Raw genomic sequence first — 21954 nt, 5'->3', positions numbered from 1 at the left:
CGCCCGCCCCTCACCGCGACGCCCCAACCGCGACGACCGGCCCCACGACCGACCCGCCGTGACGCGCGAAGATCCGCACCAGCGTGTCCACCCCCGACCGCTCGTCGTCGTCCAGGAGCGCCATCAGGTACGAGACCTGTAGGCCGGTGAAGGGCTCCAGGTAGTACTCCCGGGTGGTGTCGGGATGCCGGTGCCCGAGCAGCACGGCCAACTGCAGCCAGATGTCGCCGAGCTGGTCACGGAAGTCCTCGATCTCGTCGGGGGAGAAGCCCTCCAAACGGCGCTCCTCCAGGAGCGAGAGGATCGAGAACCACTTCAGGGCGAAGGAATGCCGGCACATGTGGGGCGTCACCCACAAGGGACACTCGCGCCGCACCTGCTCCCGCTGCTCCTCGCCCAGCCGCCCGCCGGGATCGGTCTTGCGCAGCCACGTCTCGGCCACCCGCCGGTTCGCGGCGTCGAAGGTGTCCTCCCAGCTGTGCGGCTTCTTCGGCAGGCCGTTCACCGACAGCCACACCCACAGCGGCTCCAGGCCCTGCGGCGTCCGGCGGAACAGCAGGCGACGGTCGTCCGGTGCCAGCTCGTCCAGGGCCACCGTTGCCGGACCGTCCACAGTGACCACGCGCAGCTTGCGGGCGCGGGGATCGTGGCCGGTGACGATGCGTACGCCACTGAGCCGGTCGTACCGCCCCTCCCGCTGTGCCCTGCTGATCGCCTCGGCCCGAGAGCCCTCCAGCGGGTCCAGATATCCCTCGACCGACCGCAGCACCTGCCGGGGAATCCAGTACGTCCGGCCCTCGCGCCCGCCCTTGACACACTTGGCCGCGAGCCACGCCGTCCCCATCCGCTCGCCGCCCGATCCGGGGAGCTCGATGTCGAGGATGCTCGCCCACTCGCGCAGCCGCAGCCCGGTCCCGTACAGACCGTCGACGAAGGCCGTGTCCCGGTCCTCGTTGAACCCGCCGGTCTGACGCCCCGCGCGTCGCAGCCCGTCGAAGCCGTATCCGCGCAACCCGATGTCCCGCCACTGTTCCAGGGCGTCCCGCAGCAGCCACTTCACCTGACGGCTGGTCGAACCTGCCGGGCGCAGTGGATCACGACGCCCTCGGCCGTACGCCTGCCGAGTTGTCGCCTCGTCGTCGGCGCGCACAGTGGCGACCGGGTTCGTGATGCCGAACCGCGAACTCGCCCAGCTGTAAAAGCTGTTGAGTCCCGCCCGGTCGGTGTCGAACGAGCTGGCCCGCACCCGTTCCGCATTCCGGGTGTCGGTGATGCGCCAGTCCTTGAACGCCTCGACGTCCCGGACCGTGGCCCTGTCCCAGGAGGTGCCGATGGCGTCCAGGAAGTCCAGCCACACCACGAGCGTGTACGCGTAGCGCCGCCAGGTCCCGGGCTGGGACGTCGCCATGCGGCCCTCCCGGAAGAACAGGTTGATCCGGGAGTCCGGCCTGCCGGACGGCGAGAGGAGTACGGGGGTGCCATGACGGGCTCCGTTACGGATGGCCCGGCTGTGTAAGTCTCCGAAGGTAGAAATTCCCAGGGCTTCCGTGTCGGGAGGCGGGGAGTGGAAGTCGTAGAAGTCGACGGTCCAGCGTTCCAGGACGTTCACGTGCGCGGCTCCGGTATGGAAGAGTAGCGAAGCGACAACTTACAGTAGCCTAGAGAACCGGCGGCAAGGTCGAACCAGGTGAGAGCCCCGAGCGTGCTCTGGTGCGTGAGCTGCGCGAGGAACTGGGCGTCACGGCCGAGACCGCCGAGCGCGTACCGGGGGAGTGGTCTCTGAAGCCGGGGTACGTTCTGTGGGTCTGGATCGCGCGCCTCCTCGCCGGAGCCCCCGAGCCCCTCCAGGACCACGACGAACTGCGCTGGCTGACCCCCGACGAGGTCTGGGACGTGCACTGGCTCGATCAAGGATGTGGCGGCCGTCAAGGCGGTGCTCGCCGTCTGGCAGCGGTACTGATCCCGCCCGGCCGCACGAGGCTCGTGCGGTGCTCGGTGGTGATGCAGGGAATTCGTAAAACCCGTGCCGTTGCCGTGTATGGGCTCCGAGGCCGCGCAGGCCGGAATTCGTGCTTCCGGCGTGCTGGAAAGGCGCGACCGGGATCCCGGCCCGCCGCCCGTCGTCCCGGTGGGGCCTGGGGCTGCCGAGGCGTGTGGTGCTCCAGGGGCCGGCGCCCCGTACGCCGATCGCGCCACAGCGCGCGGTAAGGCGTGAGTGATATCGGGTATGTGCCCATTAACCCCACGAAACCGGACATGGGTAGGCTTCTGGGCCTGGGAAGTGATCGGCGTGCTCGACACTCAAGACGACAGCGCCGAGTGGACGTTCCCCGCTGACCCCGGTGCGGTACGGACTGCTCGCGCCGTAGTCCGGGGGCAGCTGCGCACGTGGGGGCTCGACGAGCTCGGGGATGTCGCCGCGCTGCTGGTCAGTGAGCTGGTGACCAACTCCCTGCGGCATGCCGCAGGGCCCATCGGGGTGCGCATGGTGCGCAACGACGGTTCGGCCCCCCGTCTGCTCGTCGAGGTCTCGGACCCGCTTCCCGATCCGCCCCGGCGGCGCGAGGCCGCCCACGACGACGAGGACGGGCGAGGGTTGCAGTTGGTCGCGCACTCCTCGCGCCGCTGGGGCACCCGGCCGGCGAACTCCGGCAAGACGGTCTGGTTCGAACTCGCCGTTCCCGGCTGACCGCGGCCCCCTTCCGGCGGAGCCCCTGGTGCCGGCGCGATGGGTGGGTGTGCGGGCGGGCCGAAAGGATCGCGCCACCGATGGTGAGGGAACTCTGTGGTTCGAGGGGGCACCACCTGGTTAGAAGACTGGGAGTATGACCCGGCCGGTCCAAAAACCATCGGGACCGGGCTGTGATCGTGAACACCGTGTTGTGCGGCACCGTAGTGCTGGATACTGCGGGCAGCCGCCCCCGGTGACCGGTGCCGGACGCGGTGAGCTGGAGGGGACGGTTCGCGTGAGCGAGATACCAGCGAAGGCCACGGAGTCCGAGGACCCGTCGGGCGGCGCGATGGACGGGGACGCGGTCGATACCGCCGTTGCCGCCGGAGTGCATGACGCGGCGGGCGGCGCGATGTGGCAGAGCAGTCCGCCCGGCTCCATCTACGACTACATCAAGGTCGCCTCGTTCTCCATCGGCCCCGACGGGCGCGTGGACCAGTGGAGCCTGCGGGCGGAGAACTTGTTCGGCATCCCGGCCCAGCGGGCCGTCGGCATGGACCCCATCGAGGCGTTCATCACGCCTCGGCTGCGCGCGCGCGGCCAGCGCAAGATGGCCGAGATCCTCGACGGCCGCGAGTGGACCGGTGTCATCCCCTTCCGTGCGCCCGACGGGCAGGGGACCGAAGGCCTGGCCGAGGTCTATGTGATGCCCACCACAACGGAGCACGGCGAACGGGCCGCCGTGTGCATCATCGTCGACGTCCGCACGCTGCGCAGCATCGAGACCGACCTCGCCGCCTCGCAGTCGATTTTCGGTCAATCTCCCTTCGGATTCCTGCTGATCGACCCCGACCTGCGGGTACGGCGCGCCAACCAGCGGTTCGCGTCCACGTTCGGCGGCAGCCCGGACGACCACCGCGGCCGCTCCGTCCACGACTACCTGCAGTCCCCGGAGGCCGAACGCGTCGCCGCGACCCTGCGGCGGGTGCTGGAGACCGGCGAGTCGATCACGGACATGCACGTCACCGGCTTCATCCCCGGTTCCGACGAGCGCAAGCACTGGTCCGTCAACCTCTACCGCGTGCGCAGTGGCAGCGGCCGTCCCATCGGTATCGCGTGGCTCGGAACGGACATCACCGCCCGCCGCGCGGCCGCCCGCGAGGCCGCCGCCGCCCGCCGCAACCTCGCCCTGCTGAACGAGGCCGGCGCACGCATAGGCAACTCCCTCGACCTGGAGACCACCGCGCGGGAACTCCTCGACGTGGTCGTCCCCGGCTTCTGCGACCTCGCCACCGTCGACCTCTACCAGGGGCTCCTGGTCGGCGACGAGACCCCTGCCGGACTGGCCGACGGCAGTGCGGAGTTGCGCCGTGTCGCGTTCTCCAGCGCGGTCTCGGACGCTCCCTTCAGCGGCGGAGCCACGCCCGTCGCCGTCGGAGCCGTGTTCCACTACGCCTTCAACTCGCCGTGCGCGGACGCCCTGCGCACCGCCCGCCCCCGGTACGTCCCCCCCGAGGACGGCGGTCTGATCCAGTCCACGCTCGCGGTCCCGATGGTCGCGCACGACACGGTGGTCGGCCTCGCGCAGTTCTCGCGTACGAAGGGAAGCGAGCCGTTCGGGGAACGCGACCGTGCACTCGCGGTGGAACTGGCCGCGCGCGCCGCGGTCTGCATCGACAACGCCCGCCTCTACCGCCGAGAGCACGAACGGGCGTTGATACTGCAACGGTCCCTGCTGCCGCCGGGCGACCCGGAGGCGTCCGGCCTCGACATCGCCTGCCGCTATCTGCCGGGCAACGCGGCCACCGGGCGGCCCAGCGAGGTGGGCGGCGACTGGTTCGACGTCATCGAACTGCCCGGCCACCGCACGGCGCTGGTCGTCGGCGACGTCATGGGCCGTGGCCTGCGTGCCGCCGTCGCCATGGGAGAACTCCGCACGGCCGTACGGACCTTGGCGCAGCTGGACCTCGAACCCGCCGAGGTCCTCGCCCAGTTGGACGAGATCGCACGCGGTCTCGGCGCCCCCGGCGGTGTCCAGCAGGCCACTCGCGCCGCCCGCCGGCCCCGCGAGGCGGACCTGTCCGAGGTGTACCTGGCGACCTGTGTCTACGCGGTCTACGACTCCGTCACCCGCCGCTGCACCTTCGCCAACGCGGGCCATCTGCCACCGGTGCTCGTCGAACCCGGCGAGGCGGCGCTGATGCTGGACGTGCCGCCCGGCATGCCGCTGGGCGTGGGCGGAGAGCCGTTCGAGGAGGTGGAGGTCGAACTGCCGGAGGGCGCACTGCTCGCGCTCTACACCGACGGCCTGGTCGAATCCCGTGACCACCCGCTGGACGAGGGTCTGCAGGCGTTCGTGGGGGCACTCACCGACCCTGCGCAGCCGCTGGAGGACGTCTGCGACCACGTCCTCAACACCCTCGACACCCATCACGGCGAGGACGACATCGCGTTGTTGATGGCACGTGTCCAGGGGCTGCCGGCCGAGTCCGTCGGCGACTGGACGCTGCCGCGCGAGCCGCGCAGTGTGGGGCGGGCCCGGGAGTACGCCCGCGGCCAGTTGCTCGCCTGGGATCTGGAGCCGCTGGTGGACACGACGGAGCTGCTGGTCAGCGAGCTGGTCACCAATGCGCTGCGATACGGCGAGGGGGAGATCAGACTGCGGCTGCTGCTCGACCGGACGCTGGTGTGCGAGGTGTGGGACGCGGGCCTGGTCCAGCCGCGTCGCCGCCGCGCCCGGGACACCGACGAGGGCGGTCGCGGGCTGCAACTGGTCGGGCTGCTCTCCGCGGCGTGGGGCTCGCGCCGCACGCCGCGCGGCAAGACGGTGTGGTTCGAACTCCCGCTGCCGGACGGCGAGCACGGGCTCACGGATCCTGCGGAGGCGTTGCTGAGCCTGTTCTGAGCGGGTCCGTCGCGGCGAACAGGACCGGTCGCGGGAAGGCACTTCACCCGTCCCGCGCTACCGGTGCGGCACGGCACGGGGCCTCGCGTCCACCGCGATTCGTCGTCTCCGCCATGGTCGAGATCGCGCGCGGCCCCCGCACCTCCCGGCGAGCGTCCTGCCGAGCCTAGGGAGCTCCCGGCCCGTCCGGGGGCGGGTTCTCCGGTCGCGTCGACCGGAACAGTTCACCCCCGGCGCGCCGCCCCCGGGTGCGCGGTCCGCCGTAGCTCGCGGGACCGCCGTCGCCCGGGTGGCCGGGTCGGTCGCCGCGCCGGTGAGGGGCGTCGAGCAGGATGCCGCCGAGCACGGCGCCTCCCGTCCACAGGCCCTCTGCGTACGGGGTCCCGTACGCCCGCACGTCCCGCTCCGCGAGCTGCCGGGCCCGCCGGGCGAGCGTGGCGGCCTCGCGGGCGTCGGCGAGGGCGTCGGCGGGTGCCGGGACGGGCGGGGTCTCGGTGTTCTCCGCCGCGCGCAACCGCCGCTCCGCCTCTGCGAGCCGCGTCCTCGCCTCGCAGCCGACGGCCCCGCGATGGGCCGTCACCTGGTCCGACGCGGCACCGACGGTGCCGCGGGCGACGAGCAGGGCCCGCTGGAGGCGCGCCAGGGCGCGTGATCCCTCCGGCACCCGATGCTGCGCCCGGTCCAGCCCGGCCGCCATCTGCTCGATCCGGCGCAGGGCATCGACCGGGTCGTACGGCTCACGGGCATCCTGTGCGCCCTCCACACCGGCCCCCTCGCCCGTCTCCTCCCGTACCGCCGCCACCACCGACTCCCCGTGCGTGATCCGGCCCCGCAGATCCGCCCGGACGGTCTCGGTGTCCAGTCGTCCGCGGGCCTCCGCCAGATCGGCCTCCGCGGCGTTCAGGGCGGCGGGCAGTTCCGCCGCCGCGGCGGCCAGGACCGAGGCGAGCCGGGTGACACCGTCCAGGAGCAAGGTCGCCTGGTCGACGGAGGTCTCGGCGGCCCGCAGGGGAACCACCGCGTCTCCCGTCCCCTCCCCGTCCAGGGCCTGGCGCGTCCGGTTCAGGCAGACCATGGCGAAGACGAGCCGGTCCTTCGCCTCTTCGTCGTGGCCCGCCACCGGCAGATACGCGGAGAGCGCATATCGCTCGCGGAGCCCGGAGAGCATGCCGTCCGCCTCCCCGACCCGTGCCGTCAGCTCCCGAAACCGTGTCTCGGAGTGCTCCAGCGCCTCGGGCGCGGTGCGTTCCAGCGCGCGTATCTGGTCGAACCCGGCGGCCTCCGCGTCCAGCCGCCGCCCGGCCGCGTCGCACCGCGTGAGGACCTCCTCCAGCAGCACCCGTACCTCGCCCTCCCCGTCGTCGAGCCGCTGCCGTATCAGGAACGCCTGAGCCAGTTCCGCCGCGGCGAACTCCACTGCCTCGGCGTACATCCGCACCGTCTCGCCCCCCGACAGCGCCGCGGCGCACCCGAGTTCCTCCCGGCTCGTGCGCACACAGTCGTCGGTCTCGACGAGCATCCGCCGGGACCGCCGGTCGAGTTCGTCCAGCGGTACGACGTCGGCCGTGCCCCCGCCCGGTGTCGTGCGGGTCGCCGCGCGCCGTATGCGCCGCACCGACGCGTACGCAGCCACCGCGACGGCGACGACCACGGCGACCAGCGGGAGCACCAGGTCGGCGTCGGAGGTGGGGTTCCGCACGATCCCGGTCACCGCGGCCACGACCGCCGGCACCAGCACGATCGCGCACACGACGGGCACCCTCCGCATGGCACGGTACGCGGCGGCCCTACGCGGCCGGCGTCGACGGTGGGTCGGCGTCACATTCCGGAGCGTATGGCCGATGGCGCGGCACCGCGAGCGGGGTGCGCCCGATGCGGAGTGCCCGAATCCCCACGGGGCGGATCCGGTCCTCCGCAACGGTCGGTGCCATGATCGGGAGGACACCTCACGCGGGCTCGAGGCTGCGCGTCATCTCGTTGATCACCGTCTCGGTGGTCCTGGTCCTCCACGGCGTCGCTGAGGTTCTGGCCGTCACGACCGGCCGGGTGGTGCCGTGGCAGCGGAAGTACGTCCGGCGGCCGCGGCTGTCCGGCCGCACCCCCTGACGGCCGCGTTACGAGGACCGCCTTCTGATCTTCGACCCCAGCCACACCAGCGGGTCGTACTTGCGGTCCACCGCGTGTTCCTTGAGTGGGATCAACGCGTTGTCCGTGATGTGGATGCCCTCGGGGCACACTTCCGTGCAGCACTTGGTGATGTTGCAGTAGCCGAGGCCGTGTTCGTCCTGCGCCGCGCGCTTGCGGTCCAGGCCTGTCTCCTGAGCCGCGTCGAGCGGGTGCATGTCCAGCTCCGCCATCCGCATCAGGAACCGCGGGCCGGCGAAGACCTGCTTGTTCTCCTCGTGGTCGCGCACCACATGGCAGGTGTCCTGGCACAGAAAGCACTCGATGCACTTGCGGAACTCCTGGGAGCGGTCCACGTCCTCCTGCATCATGCGGTACTCGCCCGGACCGAGGCCGGCGGGCGGCACGAAGGACGGGATCTCGCGCGCCTTGCGGTAGTTGAATCCCACGTCCGTCACCAGGTCGCGGATCACCGGGAAGGCGCGCATCGGGGTCACCGTGATCGTCTCGTCCCGGTCGAACACCGACATCCGCGTCATGCACATCAGCCGCGGCCGTCCGTTGATCTCCGCCGAGCACGAACCGCACGTGCCTGCCTTGCAGTTCCAGCGCACGGCGAGGTCGGGCGCCTGAGTGGCCTGGAGGCGGTGGATGATGTCCAGCACCACCTCGCCGTCGTTGACCTCGACCTTGAAGTCCTCCAGGCCGCCGCCCTGTACATCGCCCCGCCACACCTTGAAACGGGCCTTGTAGCTGCTCACTCGTACAGCTCCTCTTCGGCGAGGTACTTGACCAGCTCCTCCTTCTCGAAGAGGGCGAGCAGGTCGGGGCGAATGGGTTCGGTGGTCTCCCGGGTGAGGGTGATCTGGCCGCGGACCGGGTCGGTCGCCGCCAGGCCGCCCGTGGGGTCGGCGAGCCGGCACAGCAGGATGAGCCGGCGCCAGGCGCGCTCCATCGTGGGGCAGTCCTCGCGCGTGTGCCCGCCGCGCGACTCCGTGCGCTCCAGGGCAGCCCGCGCCACGCACTCGCTGACCAGCAGCATGTTGCGCAGGTCCAGGGCGAGGTGCCAGCCCGGATTGAACTGCCGGTGTCCCTCGACACCCGCCCTGCGTGCCCGTACCCGCAGCTCCGCCAGCTTCTTCATCGCCTGCTGCATCTCCGACTCGCGGCGGATGATGCCGACCAGGTCGTTCATGGTCTGCTGGAGCTCCTGGTGGAGGGTGTACGGGTTCTCCGGCGGCCGGCTCCGCTCCTCGATGTCCTCGCCGGGCACGGGTCCCTCGGCCGAGAACGGGCGCAGGGCCTCCGCCGCCGCCGCGTCCACCTGGACGTCGTCCACCGAGGGCCGGTCGGCCAGTCCCGTCGTGTACTCGGCCGCGTGCAGGCCCGCGCGCCGCCCGAAGACCAGGAGGTCGGAGAGCGAGTTGCCGCCCAGCCGGTTGGAACCGTGCATACCGCCGGCCACCTCGCCGGCCGCGTACAGGCCCGGGACCCCGCGGGCCGCGGCCGTGTCCGAGTCGACGGCGATGCCGCCCATCACGTAGTGGCAGGTCGGGCCGACCTCCATCGCTTCGGCGGTGATGTCGACGTCGGCCAGCTCCTTGAACTGGTGGTACATGGACGGCAGCCGGCGACGGATGACCTCGGCGGGCATCCGCGTCGACACGTCCAGGAAGACGCCGCCGTGCGGGGAGCCGCGGCCCGCCTTCACCTCGGCGTTGATGGCACGCGCGACCTCGTCACGGGGGAGCAGCTCGGGGGGACGCCGGTTGTTGTCCGGGTCCTCGTACCAGCGGTCGCCCTCCTCCTCCGACTCCGCGTACTTCTCCTTGAAGATGTCGGGGATGTAGTCGAACATGAACCGCTTGCCGTCGGAGTTCCTGAGGACCCCGCCGTCGCCGCGCACCGACTCGGTGACGAGGATCCCCTTCACCGAGGGCGGCCAGACCATGCCCGTGGGATGGAACTGCACGAACTCCATGTTCAGCAGCGGAGCCCCGGCGAGCAGGGCCAGAGCGTGCCCGTCCCCGGTGTACTCCCACGAGTTCGACGTCACCTTGAAGGACTTGCCGATGCCGCCCGTCGCGATCACGACGGCGGGCGCCTCGAGGACGAAGAAGCGGCCGGACTCGCGCTCGTACGCGAAAACCCCCGACACCCGGTCCCCGTCCTTGAGGATCCTGGTGACCGTGCACTCCTGGAAGACCTTCAGCCGGGACTCGTGGTCCCCGGTCTCCTTCTCGTCCTCCTGCTGGAGCGCCACGATCTTCTGCTGGAGCGTGCGGATGAGCTCCAGGCCCGTACGGTCGCCGACGTGCGCGAGGCGCGGGTATTCGTGGCCGCCGAAGTTGCGCTGCGAGATGCGCCCGTCCTTCGTACGGTCGAAGAGGGCGCCCCAGGTCTCCAGCTCCCAGACCCGGTCGGGCGCCTCCCGCGCGTGCAGTTCGGACATCCGCCACTGGTTGAGGAACTTCCCGCCCCGCATGGTGTCGCGGAAGTGCACCTGCCAGTTGTCGTGCGGGTTGGCGTTGCCCATCGCCGCCGCGATGCCGCCCTCCGCCATCACCGTGTGCGCCTTGCCGAACAGCGACTTGCAGATGACGGCGGTACGGGCACCGCGTTCCCGTGCCTCGATGGCGGCCCTGAGGCCGGCGCCGCCGGCCCCGACCACGACTACGTCCCACTCCTGCCGGTCGACCACGGACATCAGAAGAACCTCGGATCGTCGAAGGCGCCGGACGCCACCAGGTACACGTAGAAGTCGGCGAGTGCCACGCTGACCAGGGACGCCCACGCGAGAAGCATGTGGCGGGCGTTCAGTCGGCTGACGAACTGCCATGCCCCGTAACGCACAGGGTGCTTGGAGAAATGCTTGAGCTTGCCGCCGACGATGTGCCGGCAGGAGTGGCACGAGAGGGTGTAGGCCCAGATCAGCACGATGTTCACCAGGAAGACCAGGGTGCCAAGGCCCATGTGGCCCCAGCGGTAGTGCTCGTCGCGGAAGGCGAGCACGGTGTCGTACGTGAGCACACCCGCCACGAGGAGTGCCGCGTAGAAGAAGTACCGGTGGATGTTCTGCAGGATCAGCGGGAAGCGGGTCTCACCGGTGTAGGTGCGGTGCGGTTCCGCCACCGCACAGGCCGGGGGCGACAGCCAGAAGCCGCGGTAGTAGGCCTTGCGGTAGTAGTAGCAGGTCAGGCGGAAGCCGAGCGGGAAGATCAGGATGATGATCGCCGGCGAGATGGCCCACCAGCTGCCGAAGATGTCGGCGTTGGGGCCCGCGTGCATGGTCCGGCAGCGCTCCGCCAGACACGGTGAGTAGAACGGCGACACATACGGTGCCGCGTAGTAGTCCGCGTCGGCGAAGGCGCGCCAGGTCGAGTACACGACGAAGGCCAGCAGCCCGGCCGCGGTGGCGGCCGGCGCCAGCCACCAGCGGTCGGTGCGCAGATGCGGGGCGGTGATCGCGGCGCGCGTCCCGGTCCGCACGCCGCCGGGCGGATGGTCTTCCGTTCCGGGTGGTTCCGTATCAGTGGCCAACGCACCTTCTCCTCTGTCGGGGCTCGGCTCGCCTACTCCTTCAGGGCAGGATTCGGCACGGGCTCAGGGGGCGTGCCGGTCACGGGCGCCGAGACCCTCGTCGTCGGAGTCCGTCCACAGCGTGTTGTCGTACGGCGTGTCGGGGATGGTGATGAGATCGGGCCGCCGGGCCGGGGCGGTGGAGGCCGTCTCGCGCAGCAGTGCCACGCTCTCGCGCAGATGGTCGACGTCGATGCGGACGCGGCGGATGTCGAGCCCACCGCCGCCGATCTGCTGCTCCAGCCGCCCCACCGACCGGTACAGCTCGTCGAGGCAGCGCTGGACCGATGTCAGTTCGTCGTGCACGGACATGACGTGACCTCGCTTCCACTGGTCCTGGGGTCCAGGGTGGTAACGCTCATGCGCCTGCGAGTGTTGCGCGTCACACCGGTCGGTGTGAAGGGACGTGCAGCGATTGGCCGAGGCGCGTCGGTGTGTACGAGTGCCAATTCGAATCCCCGGCCCATGGGGGCCCGTTCGGGGAGAGCGTGCAGCCGGGGTTTGGTGACCTGGCCGGGGTGTGTGTGTGGGCCAGTCGGGTGACGTTCCCGGCCCATGTCGTCGTGTTGCCGCATAGTGCTGAACTCCTTCCTCTTCAGTGGGTTCATAACATCTGATCAGCTCCAAATACCCCAAACCGGATCATAACCCCGCTCATCGAGCGAGCGGCTCCCGGAGGTGGACGTGATGTCCCACGACGTCGTCGGACCGCGCGCGGTGCTGCGCTCGGCCGCATTCCTCACCGCGGGAGCCCTCGCGGTGTCCGTGCTCGCCGCCTGCAGCTCCGACGAGGAGAGGAGCAAGCCGGTCGCCGCGCAGGACATCGCCCCGGCCTCCCGCACGCTCGTCGCGGACGGTGGCGTGCTGCGCTGGGCCGTCGACGCGCTGCCCCCCACCCTGAACACCTTCCAGGCGGACACCGGCCCCGCGACCGCCCGTGTCGCCGGAGCCGTGCTGCCCTCGATGTTCCGCCTCGACGCGAACGGCCGCCCCCAAGCCAACCCGGACTTCCTGGAGTCCGCCAAGGTCGTGTCCACCGAGCCCAAGCAGGTCGTCCTCTACCGCCTCAACCAGCGGGCCGTCTGGAGCGACGGCCGGGAGATCGGCGCCGACGACTTCGCCGCCCAGTGGCGTGCCCTCTCGGGGAAGGACAGCGCGTACTGGACCGCCCGCAACGCGGGCTACGACCGCATCGAGAAGGTCGAGCGGGGTGCGAACAACCTCGAGGTCAAGGTCACCTTCAACAAGGCGTACGCCGACTGGAAGTCCCTCTTCTCGCCGCTGTACCCGAAGGACGTCATGGGCACCCCGGGCGGCTTCAACGACGGGGCGAGGAAGACGCTGAAGGTCACCGCCGGCCCGTTCTCCCTCCAGAAGATCGACCAGAAGGCGGGAGAGGTCACCCTCAGCCGCAATCCGCGCTGGTGGGGTAGTCCCGCCAAACTCTCCGAAATCGTGCTCGTGGCCGTCCCGCGCGACAAGAGGGCCGCCGCGGTCGCCGCCGGCACGGTCGACATCGCGGACGTCGACCCGGAGGAGGCCGGGCGGGTCAAGGCCGCCGCCGGCGACAAGGGCTCCGCGCAGGGCGCTGCCGCGGGGGGCCAGCGGTATGTGGTCCGCAAGTCCCTGGAACCCGCCTACACCCAGCTCGCCCTGAACGGATCCCGTGGGCCGCTCGCCGACGAACGCGTGCGCCGGGCCGTGGCCCGCGCCATCAACCGGACCGAGCTGGCCGGACTGGTCCTCAAGCCGCTCGGGCTGCCGGCCGTGCCGGTGGGCAGCCACCTCGCCCTCTCGGGGCAGGACGCGTACGCCGACAACAGCGGCGCCCTGGGCGACCAGGACACCGACCAGGCGAAGGCGCTGCTGAGCGAGGCGGGCTGGGTGTCCGGCGGGCCCGTCAAGGAGAAGAAGGCGGCCGGGCCGGAGCCCAAGAAGGCGGGCGGCTCGGGCGAGCCCAAGAAGGCGGGCGGCTCGGGCGAGCCCAAGAAGGCCGACGGAACGGGCCAGGGCAAGAACGCGGACCGTCCGGGCGGGAGCGCCCGCGAGGACGGCAAGGGGTACCCGGGCAAGGACCCCGGGGACCACTCCAAGAAACAGGGCGGGATGCCGGGGGCGTACGCGCCCGAGGGCACCGCCGCCCCCGGCGGCGCCGCGGTCAAGACGTTCGCCAAGGACGGCAAGGCCCTGGAGCTGAAGTTCGTGCTGCCGTCCGGGCCCGGCTCCCAGACCCTGCGGACGGTCGGCGACCGCATCGCGAGCATGCTGGGGAAGGTCGGGATCCGCGTGACGATCACCAAGGTCCCGGACGACAGCTACTTCAAGGACCACATCGCGTCCGGGGACTACGACCTGGCGCTGTACTCGTGGCCCGCATCCGCGTTCCCCGCGACCGACGCCCGGCCGATCTACGCCAAGCCGGTACCCGCGGCGGACGGCTCGCTGACGATCGAGCAGAACTACACGCGGGTGGGCACCGACCAGGTGAACCAGCTCTTCGACGAGGCGATCGTCACGCTGGACGAGGAGGACGAGCGGAATCTGGTGCGCAAGGCCGACGCCCGTATCTGGGCGGCCGCCGGGTCGATCCCTCTCTATCAGCGCCCCCAGCTCACGGCCACCCGCGAGAACGTGGCCAACGCTGGTGCGTTCGGGTTCCAGACCCCGATCTACGAGGACATGGGCTTCCTCAAGAAGGGGGCGAAGCCGTCGGCGAGCCCCTCGTCGTGACCGGGCGTACGGGTCGGTGCAGCGTGCCTGGTCGGGGGGTCTGACCTGTACCCGGCAAGCCCGAACGGCGGCGTCCCCTTACCATGGGACGAGGCCGAGGCGTGTTCAGCCCGGCAGGCCGGCGCAACGATCGCGCAGGCCGTCCTCACCACTCCGGGAGTACGCCACACCATGGCCACGCGCCACGACATCCGCAATGTCGCCATCGTCGCCCACGTAGACCACGGCAAGACGACCATCGTCGACGGCATGCTGAAGCAGGCCGGTGCCTTCGCCGCTCACCAGCTCGAGCAGGTCGACGACCGCGTCATGGACTCGAACGACCTGGAGCGTGAGAAGGGCATCACGATCCTCGCCAAGAACACGGCGGTGAACTACCACCCCAAGGACGGCGGGGACCCGATCACGATCAACATCATCGACACCCCCGGCCACGCCGACTTCGGCGGCGAGGTCGAGCGCGGTCTGTCGATGGTGGACGGTGTCGTCCTGCTCGTGGACGCCTCCGAGGGCCCGCTCCCGCAGACCCGCTTCGTGCTGCGCAAGGCGCTCCAGGCCCGGCTGCCCGTCATCCTGTGCATCAACAAGACGGACCGCCCCGACGCCCGTATCGACGAGGTCGTCAACGAGACGTACGACCTGTTCCTGGACGTGGACGCGGACGAGGACCAGATCGAGTTCCCGATCGTCTACGCCTGCGGCCGTGACGGCATCGCGTCCCTGACCAAGCCGGAGAACGGCACGGTCCCGGCCGACAGCGACAGCCTGGAGCCGTTCTTCTCCACGATCCTGGAGCACATCCCGGCCCCCACGTACGAGGAGGACGCGCCGCTCCAGGCCCACGTCACCAACCTCGACGCCGACAACTTCCTCGGCCGTATCGCACTGCTCCGCGTCGAGCAGGGTGAGCTGCGCAAGGGCCAGACCGTCGCCTGGATCAAGCGTGACGGCTCGGTCAGCAACGTCCGCATCAGCGAGCTGATGATGACCGAGGCCCTCACCCGCAAGCCGGCGGAGAAGGCTGGTCCGGGTGACATCTGCGCCGTCGCCGGTATCCCCGACATCATGATCGGCGAGACCCTCGCCGATCCGGAGAACCCCGTCGCGCTGCCGCTGATCACGGTCGACGAGCCCGCGATCTCGATGGTCATCGGTACCAACACCTCGCCGCTCGTCGGCCGGGGCGGCACCGGCAAGGGCGCCAACGTCAAGGCGACGGTCAAGGACCGCAAGGTCACCGCGCGCCAGGTCAAGGACCGCCTCGACCGCGAGCTGATCGGTAACGTCTCGCTGCGGGTCCTGGACACCGAGCGTCCGGACGCCTGGGAGGTGCAGGGCCGCGGTGAGCTGGCGCTGGCCATCCTGGTGGAGACCATGCGCCGCGAGGGCTACGAGCTGACCGTCGGCAAGCCGCAGGTTGTCACCAAGGACGTCGACGGCAAGGTCCACGAGCCCGTCGAGCGTCTGACCATCGACGTGCCCGAGGAGCACATGGGCGCGGTCACGCAGCTCATGGGCGTCCGCAAGGGCCGTATGGACAACATGTCCAACCATGGCTCCGGCTGGGTGCGCATGGAGTTCGTGGTGCCCTCGCGCGGTCTGATCGGTTTCCGTACGGAGTTCCTGACCGGCACGCGCGGCACGGGTATCGCCCACTCCATCCACGAGGGCCACGAGCCCTGGTTCGGCCCCCTCCAGACCCGTAACAACGGCTCGCTGGTCGCCGACCGCTCCGGCAGCGTCACCGCCTTCGCGATGACCAACCTCCAGGAGCGCGGCACGCTCTTCATCGAGCCCGGTACCGAGGTGTACGAGGGCATGATCGTCGGCGAGAACTCCCGCTCCGACGACATGGACGTCAACATCACCAAGGAGAAGAAGCTCACCAACATCCGGTCGGCCACGTCGGACATCGCCGAGTCGATCGTGCCGCCGCGCAAGCTGTCGCTGGAGCAGTCCCTGGAGTTCTGCCGCGACGACGAGTGCGTCGAGGTGACACCGGAGTCCGTCCGCATCCGCAAGGTGGTCCTCGACCAGCGGGATCGCGCCCGAGCCGCCAGCCGCGCCAAGCACGGCTGACGAAGTCCCTGGCACGGCCGGGTCCCCCGCGAGTCGCGGGACCCGGCCCTCCTTGTTTCGGAAAGGGATAGGGAAAACCCTTGATTCCGGCCGGGCACCCTTGTGAAGCGCTAGATGCGCCCTACTCTGCTTTCCGATGTGCACCCTGTGGGCCGCCGGAATGACGGATCCGACCCGGGTTCGCCCGCCGGAACGAGACGGCGCGTACACCGTGCGTGCCGGGGTGCGGACACGCCCGGCCAACCCCTGCCGGAGACCATTCTAAAAGCAACCGGATTATGACCTTCGACTGTCCGGAATGCGGACACCTGGCACCGGTAGATGTGTAACAAGTCCGTTTCGCATGGATCTTTCTGCTGGCCCTTTGTCCGGATTTTGGAAGAAGTACGCGCCAGGTGTGATCGAACCGAGACCTTAGGAATGTGGTTTGGCCACGGTTTCTGCCAGATAGTTAGGCGCGTAGAGCTCGGATCAATGGGTCATGCGCTGCTGGCGGCGCCGACTCACGAGCGCGGGGCACTTGACTATCCACAGAGCCGGTGGCAGTGGCATGTCATATGCCCCTCCATGTGGTGAACCATTGGACTCATGAGGAGGAACCCATGCGCGGTGCGAAGAGCGCCAAATGGGTCGCGATAGCCGCGGTTGTGGCGCTGGGCGTGACCGCCTGTGGTGGTGGCGGCGGAGACAAGGGCAGCGACAGCAAGGCCGCGGTCGACCCGAACGGAAAGTTCTCGGTCGAGGTGGGCGAGCCGCAGAACCCTCTGCAGCCGGCCAACACGATGGAGTCCAACGGCAGCATCGTCATCAAGTCGATCTTCTCGGGTCTGGTGGACTATGACGAGTCCGGAAAGATCGTCTACGTCAACGCCGAGTCGGTCGACTCCCAGGACAACAAGACCTTCACGGTCAAGCTGAAGCCGGGCTGGAAGTTCCACGACGGCACCCCGGTGACCGCCGATTCCTACGTCAAGGCCTGGAACTGGGCTGCGAACCCGGCGAACAAGCAGACCAACAGCTTCTGGTTCTCGGACATCCAGGGCTACGACGATGTCGCCCCGGCCAAGGGCAAGCCGAAGGCGGACACGTTGTCCGGCCTGAAGGTCGTCGACGACAACACCTTCACGATCACGCTGTCGAAGCCGATCCCGTACTTCGTGTACAAGCTCGGCTACGAGGTCTTCGACCCGCTGCCCGAGTCCTTCTACAAGGACCCGAAGGCCGCGGGCGAGCACCCGATCGGCAACGGTCCCTACAAGTTCGTCAGCTGGCAGCACAAGAAGCAGATCGAGGTTGCCAAGTTCGACGGCTACAAGGGCCCGAACGCCGCGAAGAACGGCGGTGTGCTCTTCAAGAACTACACCAACCTCGAGACGGCGTACGAGGACCTGAAGTCCGGCAACGTCGACGTGCTGCGTCAGATCGCGCCGAAGGACCTGCCCGTCTACAAGACGGACCTCGGCGACCGCGCGGTGGACAAGGCGTACTCGGCGATCCAGACCATCGCCGTCGCCTACTACACCAAGCAGTGGAAGGACATCGACCCGAAGGTCATCCAGGGTCTGTCCATGGCGATCGACCGCGACACCATCACGAAGACCGTGCTCCAGGGCACCCGTGAGCCCGCCACCGGCTGGGTCGCCAAGGGCGTCCTCGGCTACCAGCCGAACGCGGCCGGTGACGTCACCACCTACAACCCGGCCAAGGCCAAGGAACTCATCAAGGCGGGTGGCGGCGTCCCGGGCAACGCCATCTCCATCCAGTACAACGCCGACGGCGGTCACAAGGAGTGGGTGGAGGCGGTCTGCAACTCCATCACCAAGGCCACCGGCGTCAAGTGCGTCGGCGACTCCAAGGCCGACTTCCAGGCCGACCTGAACGCGCGTGACGCGCACCAGGTCAAGTCGCTGTACCGCTCTGGCTGGGTGCTGGACTACCCGTTCAACTCCAACTTCATCCGTGACCTGTTCGGCAGCAAGTCGGACGGCAACCAGGGTGGCTTCTCCAACAAGAAGATCGACGACGAGATCGCCGCCGCTGACAGCGCGAGCTCGCTGGATGAGTCGGAGAAGAAGTACCAGGAGATCGAGAAGCAGCTGCCGGGCTACATGCCGAGCATTCCGCTCTGGTACTACAAGGTCAACGCGGGCTACTCGGACAAGGTCACCGGCGTCAAGTACGCCCAGGACGGCGACCCGATCCTGACCGGCGTTCAGGTCAAGAAGTAACCGCAATCAGACCGTTTGTCCCGGGGTGCGGTGGTACCGCGCCCCGGGGGACGGCAGTGGCCGGGGGGCCCTTTCCGCGCGCATCATTCATCGGTGCGCGGGGAAAGGGCCCGCTGGCTGCCGCCGTGACTGACATGGAGGCACGATGGGGCGCTACGTCGCACGACGACTGCTCCAGATGATCCCGGTGTTCATCGGGACGACCTTGCTGATCTTCCTCATGGTCTACGCGCTGCCCGGAGACCCCGTACGAGGGCTGTTCGGTGACAAGGGCGGCAGCCCGCAGGTGGTCGCGCAACTGAGGCATCAGTACGGTCTGGACCAGCCGATCCTGGTCCAGTACTGGCACTACATGAAGAACATGGTCCTGCACTTCGACTTCGGCACGCAGATCGCCAGTGGCCGGCCCGTCACGGACGTGCTGGGTGAGGCGTTCCCCGTCACCCTGCGGCTCGCCGCGCTGGCCTTCCTCATCGAGTTCGTCCTGGGCCTCGTCCTGGGCATCGTGGCCGGCCTGCGCGCCGGACGCCTCACGGACAACGCGATCCTGCTGGTCACCCTGCTGCTGATCTCGGTCCCGGTGTTCGTCCTCGGCTACATCCTCAAGGTCGTCTTCGCGTTCAACCTGAACTGGCTGCCGCCGAACGTCAATGACTCGACGAATATCAACGAGTTGTTGATGCCGGCCATTGTGCTGGCGACCGCGTCACTGGCGTATGTGACCCGGCTCACCCGCACGTCGATCGCCGAGAACCGGCGCGCCGACTACATCCGCACGGCCGTCGCCAAGGGTCTGCCGAAGCGCCGTGTGGTGGGCGTCCACCTCATGCGCAACTCGCTGATCCCGGTGATCACCTACCTGGGTACCGACATCGGTGCGCTGATGGGCGGCGCCGTCGTCACCGAGGGACTGTTCAACATCCAGGGTGTGGGAGGCACGATCTACCAGTCGATCGCGCGCCGCGAGGGCACCACGCTCGTCGGCCTGGTGACCGTCCTGGTCATCGTGTACCTCCTCGCCAACCTGCTCGTCGACCTGCTCTACGCGGTCCTTGACCCGAGGATTCGCTATGCCTGACGTGACCAAGACCGTTCCTGAGAACGCTGCGGAAGAGGCGGCCGTCGCGGCGGTCGGCGGCGCGCTGCCCGGGCCCAAGCCGGAGAAGACCCGTAGCCTGTGGGGCGACGCCTGGCAGGACCTGCGCCGCAGCTGGATCTTCATCGTCTCGTCGGTGCTGATCGTCATACTCCTGCTGATCACCTTCTTCCCGGGGTGGTTCACCGGAGTCGACCCCACCTCGGGCGACCTGGCCAAGCACTTCCTGCAGAAGCCCAAGCTGGGCAACGTCGGCTCGGCGGACTGGCTGGGCTACGACCAGCAGGGGCGCAGCGTCTTCGCCCGTGTCATCTACGGCACCCGGGCTTCCATCGCCGTCGGCTTCGGCACCACCATCACGGTGACGCTCGTGGGCGGCCTGGTCGGCATGATCGCCGGATACTTCGGCGGCGTCGTCGACTCGGTGCTGTCACGGCTGACCGATGTGTTCTTCGGCATCCCGTTCCTGCTCGGCACCATGGTCGTGCTCAACTCCTTCCAGAACCGCACGACCTGGGTCGTCATCGGCGCGCTGAGCTTCTTCGGCTGGACGCAGATCGCCCGTGTGATGCGCGGCGCGGTGATCACCACCAAGCAGGCCGACTACGTGCACGCCGCCAAGGCCCTTGGCGCGAGTACCCCGCGCATCATGTTCCGGCACATCCTGCCGAACACGCTCGCTCCGGTGATCGTCGTCGCCACCATCTCGCTCGGCATCTACATCTCCGCCGAGGCGACCCTGTCGTACCTGGGCCTCGGCCTGAACGGCGTCTCATGGGGCAACGACATCTCGGACGGCGGCAACCAGATCCGCGTGGCGCAGTGGATCATGCTGTACCCGTCGATCATGCTCATCATCACTGTGCTGGCGTTCATCATGCTCGGTGAGGCGGTCCGCAACGCCCTCGACCCGAAGATGCGCTGAGGGAGGCGTACGTGACCACCATCGAAGAAGTCGTTCCCGTTCCCTCGCCGCGTGACGGCGACACGGGCGGCACGCCGCTCCTCGAAGTGCGTGACCTGCACGTCGAGTTCCACACCCGTGAGGGAGTGGTCAAGGCCGTCAACGGCGTCAACTACAGCGTGAACGCCGGTGAGACGCTCGCGGTGCTCGGTGAGTCGGGCTCCGGCAAGTCCGTCACCGCACAGGCGATCATGGGCATCCTCGACATGCCGCCGGCGAAGATCCCTCAGGGGGAGATCCGCTTCCGTGGCCAGGACATGCTGACCATGTCCGGCGAGGCGCGCCGCAAGATCCGCGGACAGCGGATCGCCATGATCTTCCAGGACGCGCTCAGCTCGCTCAACCCGGTGCTGAGTGTCGGGTACCAGCTCGGTGAGATGTTCCGTGTCCACCAGGGCATGTCCAAGAAGGACGCCAAGGCCAAGGCGATCGAGCTGATGGACCGGGTGAAGATCCCGGCCGCGGCGGCCCGCGTCAACGACTACCCGCACCAGTTCTCGGGCGGTATGCGTCAGCGCATCATGATCGCCATGGCGCTGGCCCTGGAGCCGGACCTGATCATCGCCGACGAGCCCACCACGGCCCTCGACGTGACGGTCCAGGCCCAGGTCATGGACCTGCTCGCGGAACTCCAGCGCGAGTACAACATGGGCCTGATCCTCATCACCCACGACTTGGGCGTCGTTGCCGACGTCGCCGACAAGATCGCGGTGATGTACGCGGGCCGGATCGTGGAGCAGGCACCGGTCCACGAGCTGTACAAGCGTCCCGCGCACCCGTACACGCGGGGTCTGCTGGACTCGATCCCGCGCCTGGACCAGAAGGGCCAGGAGCTGTACGCGATCAAGGGTCTGCCGCCCAACCTGCTGCACATCCCGACCGGCTGCGCCTTCAACCCGCGCTGCCCCAAGGCCCAGGACGTGTGCCGTACCCAGGTCCCGGACCTGCTGCCGGTCACCGAGCAGGACGGCACCGAACTGGTGGGCCGCGCCTCGGCGTGCCACTTCTGGAAGGAGACGATCCATGGCTGAGCTCAGCAAGACCGACGAGCCGCAGGACGCCACGCCGAACGTCTCCGAGGTGGACGTCGTGGACGCCCGTACGGAGGAGGATGCGGTCCACGCGATCGAAGCCCCTGTCGAACGCGGCGAGCCGATCCTGCAGGTCCGCAACCTGGTGAAGCACTTCCCGCTCACCCAGGGGATCCTGTTCAGGAAGCAGGTCGGTGCCGTCAAGGCGGTCGACGGTGTCTCCTTCGACCTGCACCAGGGCGAGACCCTGGGCATCGTGGGCGAGTCCGGTTGCGGCAAGTCGACGGTGGCCAAGGTCCTGATGCACCTGGAGCAGGCCACCGCGGGCGAGATCTTCTACAAGGGCCAGGACATCACCAAGCTGTCCGGACGCGCCCTGAAGGCCGTGCGCCGGAACATCCAGATGGTGTTCCAGGACCCGTACACCTCGCTCAACCCCCGTATGACGGTGGGTGACATCATCGGCGAGCCCTTCGACATCCACCCCGAGGTGGCGCCCAAGGGCGACCGGCGGCGCAAGGTCCAGGAGCTCCTGGACGTCGTCGGC

At 69.1% G+C, this 21954-nt stretch carries 16 protein-coding genes and 1 pseudogene; 11 read left to right on the top strand and 6 right to left on the bottom strand.

The features are described 5' to 3' along the window. Positions 1-10 precede the first annotated feature (10 nt). The gene (locus VXC91_RS03535; RefSeq protein ID WP_329505006.1) at positions 11-1609 is read right to left on the bottom strand and encodes a site-specific integrase; all 1599 of its coding nucleotides are present in this window, start codon (positions 1607-1609) and stop codon (positions 11-13) included. A gap of 59 nt (positions 1610-1668) precedes the next feature. Here VXC91_RS03535 and VXC91_RS03530 point away from each other — a divergent pair. The 3 genes and pseudogenes from VXC91_RS03530 to VXC91_RS03520 form a co-directional block, all read left to right on the top strand. Next, positions 1669-1947: pseudogene (locus VXC91_RS03530) on the top strand (NUDIX domain-containing protein); the annotation flags it as partial. Between the two features lie 334 nt (positions 1948-2281). Continuing rightward, on the top strand, positions 2282-2689 hold the full coding sequence (locus tag VXC91_RS03525) for an ATP-binding protein (RefSeq protein ID WP_329505004.1): 408 nt from the start codon (positions 2282-2284) through the stop codon (positions 2687-2689). A 277-nt stretch (positions 2690-2966) separates the two neighbouring features. Next, on the top strand, positions 2967-5576 hold the full coding sequence (locus tag VXC91_RS03520) for a SpoIIE family protein phosphatase (RefSeq protein WP_329505002.1): 2610 nt from the start codon (positions 2967-2969) through the stop codon (positions 5574-5576). Positions 5577-5742: 166 nt separating this feature from the next. Here the strand turns inward: VXC91_RS03520 and VXC91_RS03515 are convergent, their stop codons facing one another. Continuing rightward, on the bottom strand, positions 5743-7344 hold the full coding sequence (locus VXC91_RS03515; protein WP_329505000.1) for a TPM domain-containing protein: 1602 nt from the start codon (positions 7342-7344) through the stop codon (positions 5743-5745). Between the two features lie 161 nt (positions 7345-7505). On the opposite strand from VXC91_RS03515, the gene VXC91_RS03510 reads away from it, so the two are divergent. Continuing rightward, a complete protein-coding gene (locus VXC91_RS03510; protein ID WP_329504998.1) occupies positions 7506-7682 on the top strand; it encodes a hypothetical protein in 177 nt (58 codons plus the stop codon). Between the two features lie 8 nt (positions 7683-7690). On the opposite strand, the gene VXC91_RS03505 is transcribed toward VXC91_RS03510, so the two are convergent. The 4 genes from VXC91_RS03505 to VXC91_RS03490 all read right to left on the bottom strand — a co-directional run bounded on the left by VXC91_RS03505 (position 7691) and on the right by VXC91_RS03490 (position 11591). Continuing rightward, a complete protein-coding gene (locus tag VXC91_RS03505; RefSeq protein ID WP_329504996.1) occupies positions 7691-8461 on the bottom strand; it encodes a succinate dehydrogenase/fumarate reductase iron-sulfur subunit in 771 nt (256 codons plus the stop codon). After that, positions 8458-10407 (bottom strand): fumarate reductase/succinate dehydrogenase flavoprotein subunit, encoded by a 1950-nt coding sequence (locus VXC91_RS03500; protein ID WP_329504994.1) that lies wholly within the window; start codon positions 10405-10407, stop codon positions 8458-8460. The genes VXC91_RS03505 and VXC91_RS03500 overlap by 4 nt, the downstream gene beginning before the upstream one ends. After that, positions 10407-11240, bottom strand: a complete 834-nt coding sequence (locus VXC91_RS03495; protein WP_329504992.1) for a hypothetical protein — start codon at positions 11238-11240, stop codon at positions 10407-10409. Before VXC91_RS03495 ends, VXC91_RS03500 begins: the two co-directional genes overlap by 1 nt. 63 nt (positions 11241-11303) lie before the next feature. After that, a complete protein-coding gene (locus VXC91_RS03490) occupies positions 11304-11591 on the bottom strand; it encodes a hypothetical protein (protein ID WP_329504990.1) in 288 nt (95 codons plus the stop codon). Positions 11592-11966: 375 nt separating this feature from the next. Here VXC91_RS03490 and VXC91_RS03485 point away from each other — a divergent pair, with 375 nt between their 5' ends. The 7 genes from VXC91_RS03485 to VXC91_RS03455 form a co-directional block, all read left to right on the top strand. Continuing rightward, positions 11967-14009 carry an ABC transporter family substrate-binding protein gene (locus VXC91_RS03485; protein ID WP_329504988.1) on the top strand — a complete coding sequence of 681 codons (2043 nt, stop codon included), beginning with the start codon at positions 11967-11969 and terminating at the stop codon, positions 14007-14009. 171 nt (positions 14010-14180) lie between these two features. After that, entirely contained in the window at positions 14181-16088 is a 1908-nt protein-coding gene (typA, locus tag VXC91_RS03480; RefSeq protein ID WP_329504986.1) for a translational GTPase TypA, read from the top strand. Between the two features lie 602 nt (positions 16089-16690). After that, complete coding sequence (locus tag VXC91_RS03475) at positions 16691-18316, top strand: peptide ABC transporter substrate-binding protein (RefSeq protein ID WP_329504984.1); 1626 nt, start codon at positions 16691-16693, stop codon at positions 18314-18316. Between the two features lie 145 nt (positions 18317-18461). Further along, complete coding sequence (locus VXC91_RS03470) at positions 18462-19394, top strand: ABC transporter permease (protein WP_329504982.1); 933 nt, start codon at positions 18462-18464, stop codon at positions 19392-19394. Continuing rightward, positions 19387-20337 carry an ABC transporter permease gene (locus tag VXC91_RS03465; protein ID WP_329504980.1) on the top strand — a complete coding sequence of 317 codons (951 nt, stop codon included), beginning with the start codon at positions 19387-19389 and terminating at the stop codon, positions 20335-20337. Before VXC91_RS03470 ends, VXC91_RS03465 begins: the two co-directional genes overlap by 8 nt. 11 nt (positions 20338-20348) lie before the next feature. Next, positions 20349-21407: an ABC transporter ATP-binding protein gene (locus VXC91_RS03460; protein ID WP_329504978.1), complete on the top strand. Its 1059-nt coding sequence runs from the start codon at positions 20349-20351 to the stop codon at positions 21405-21407. Next, the coding region (locus tag VXC91_RS03455; protein WP_329504977.1) for an ATP-binding cassette domain-containing protein at positions 21400-21954 on the top strand (555 nt) is incomplete at its 3' end. The genes VXC91_RS03460 and VXC91_RS03455, both read left to right, overlap by 8 nt.

This window comes from Streptomyces chiangmaiensis (assembly GCF_036281785.1).
Lineage (GTDB): Bacteria > Actinomycetota > Actinomycetes > Streptomycetales > Streptomycetaceae > Streptomyces > Streptomyces chiangmaiensis.
Note: the sequence above shows the minus strand (reverse complement) of the source record. Positions and strands in the feature narration are given on the sequence as shown.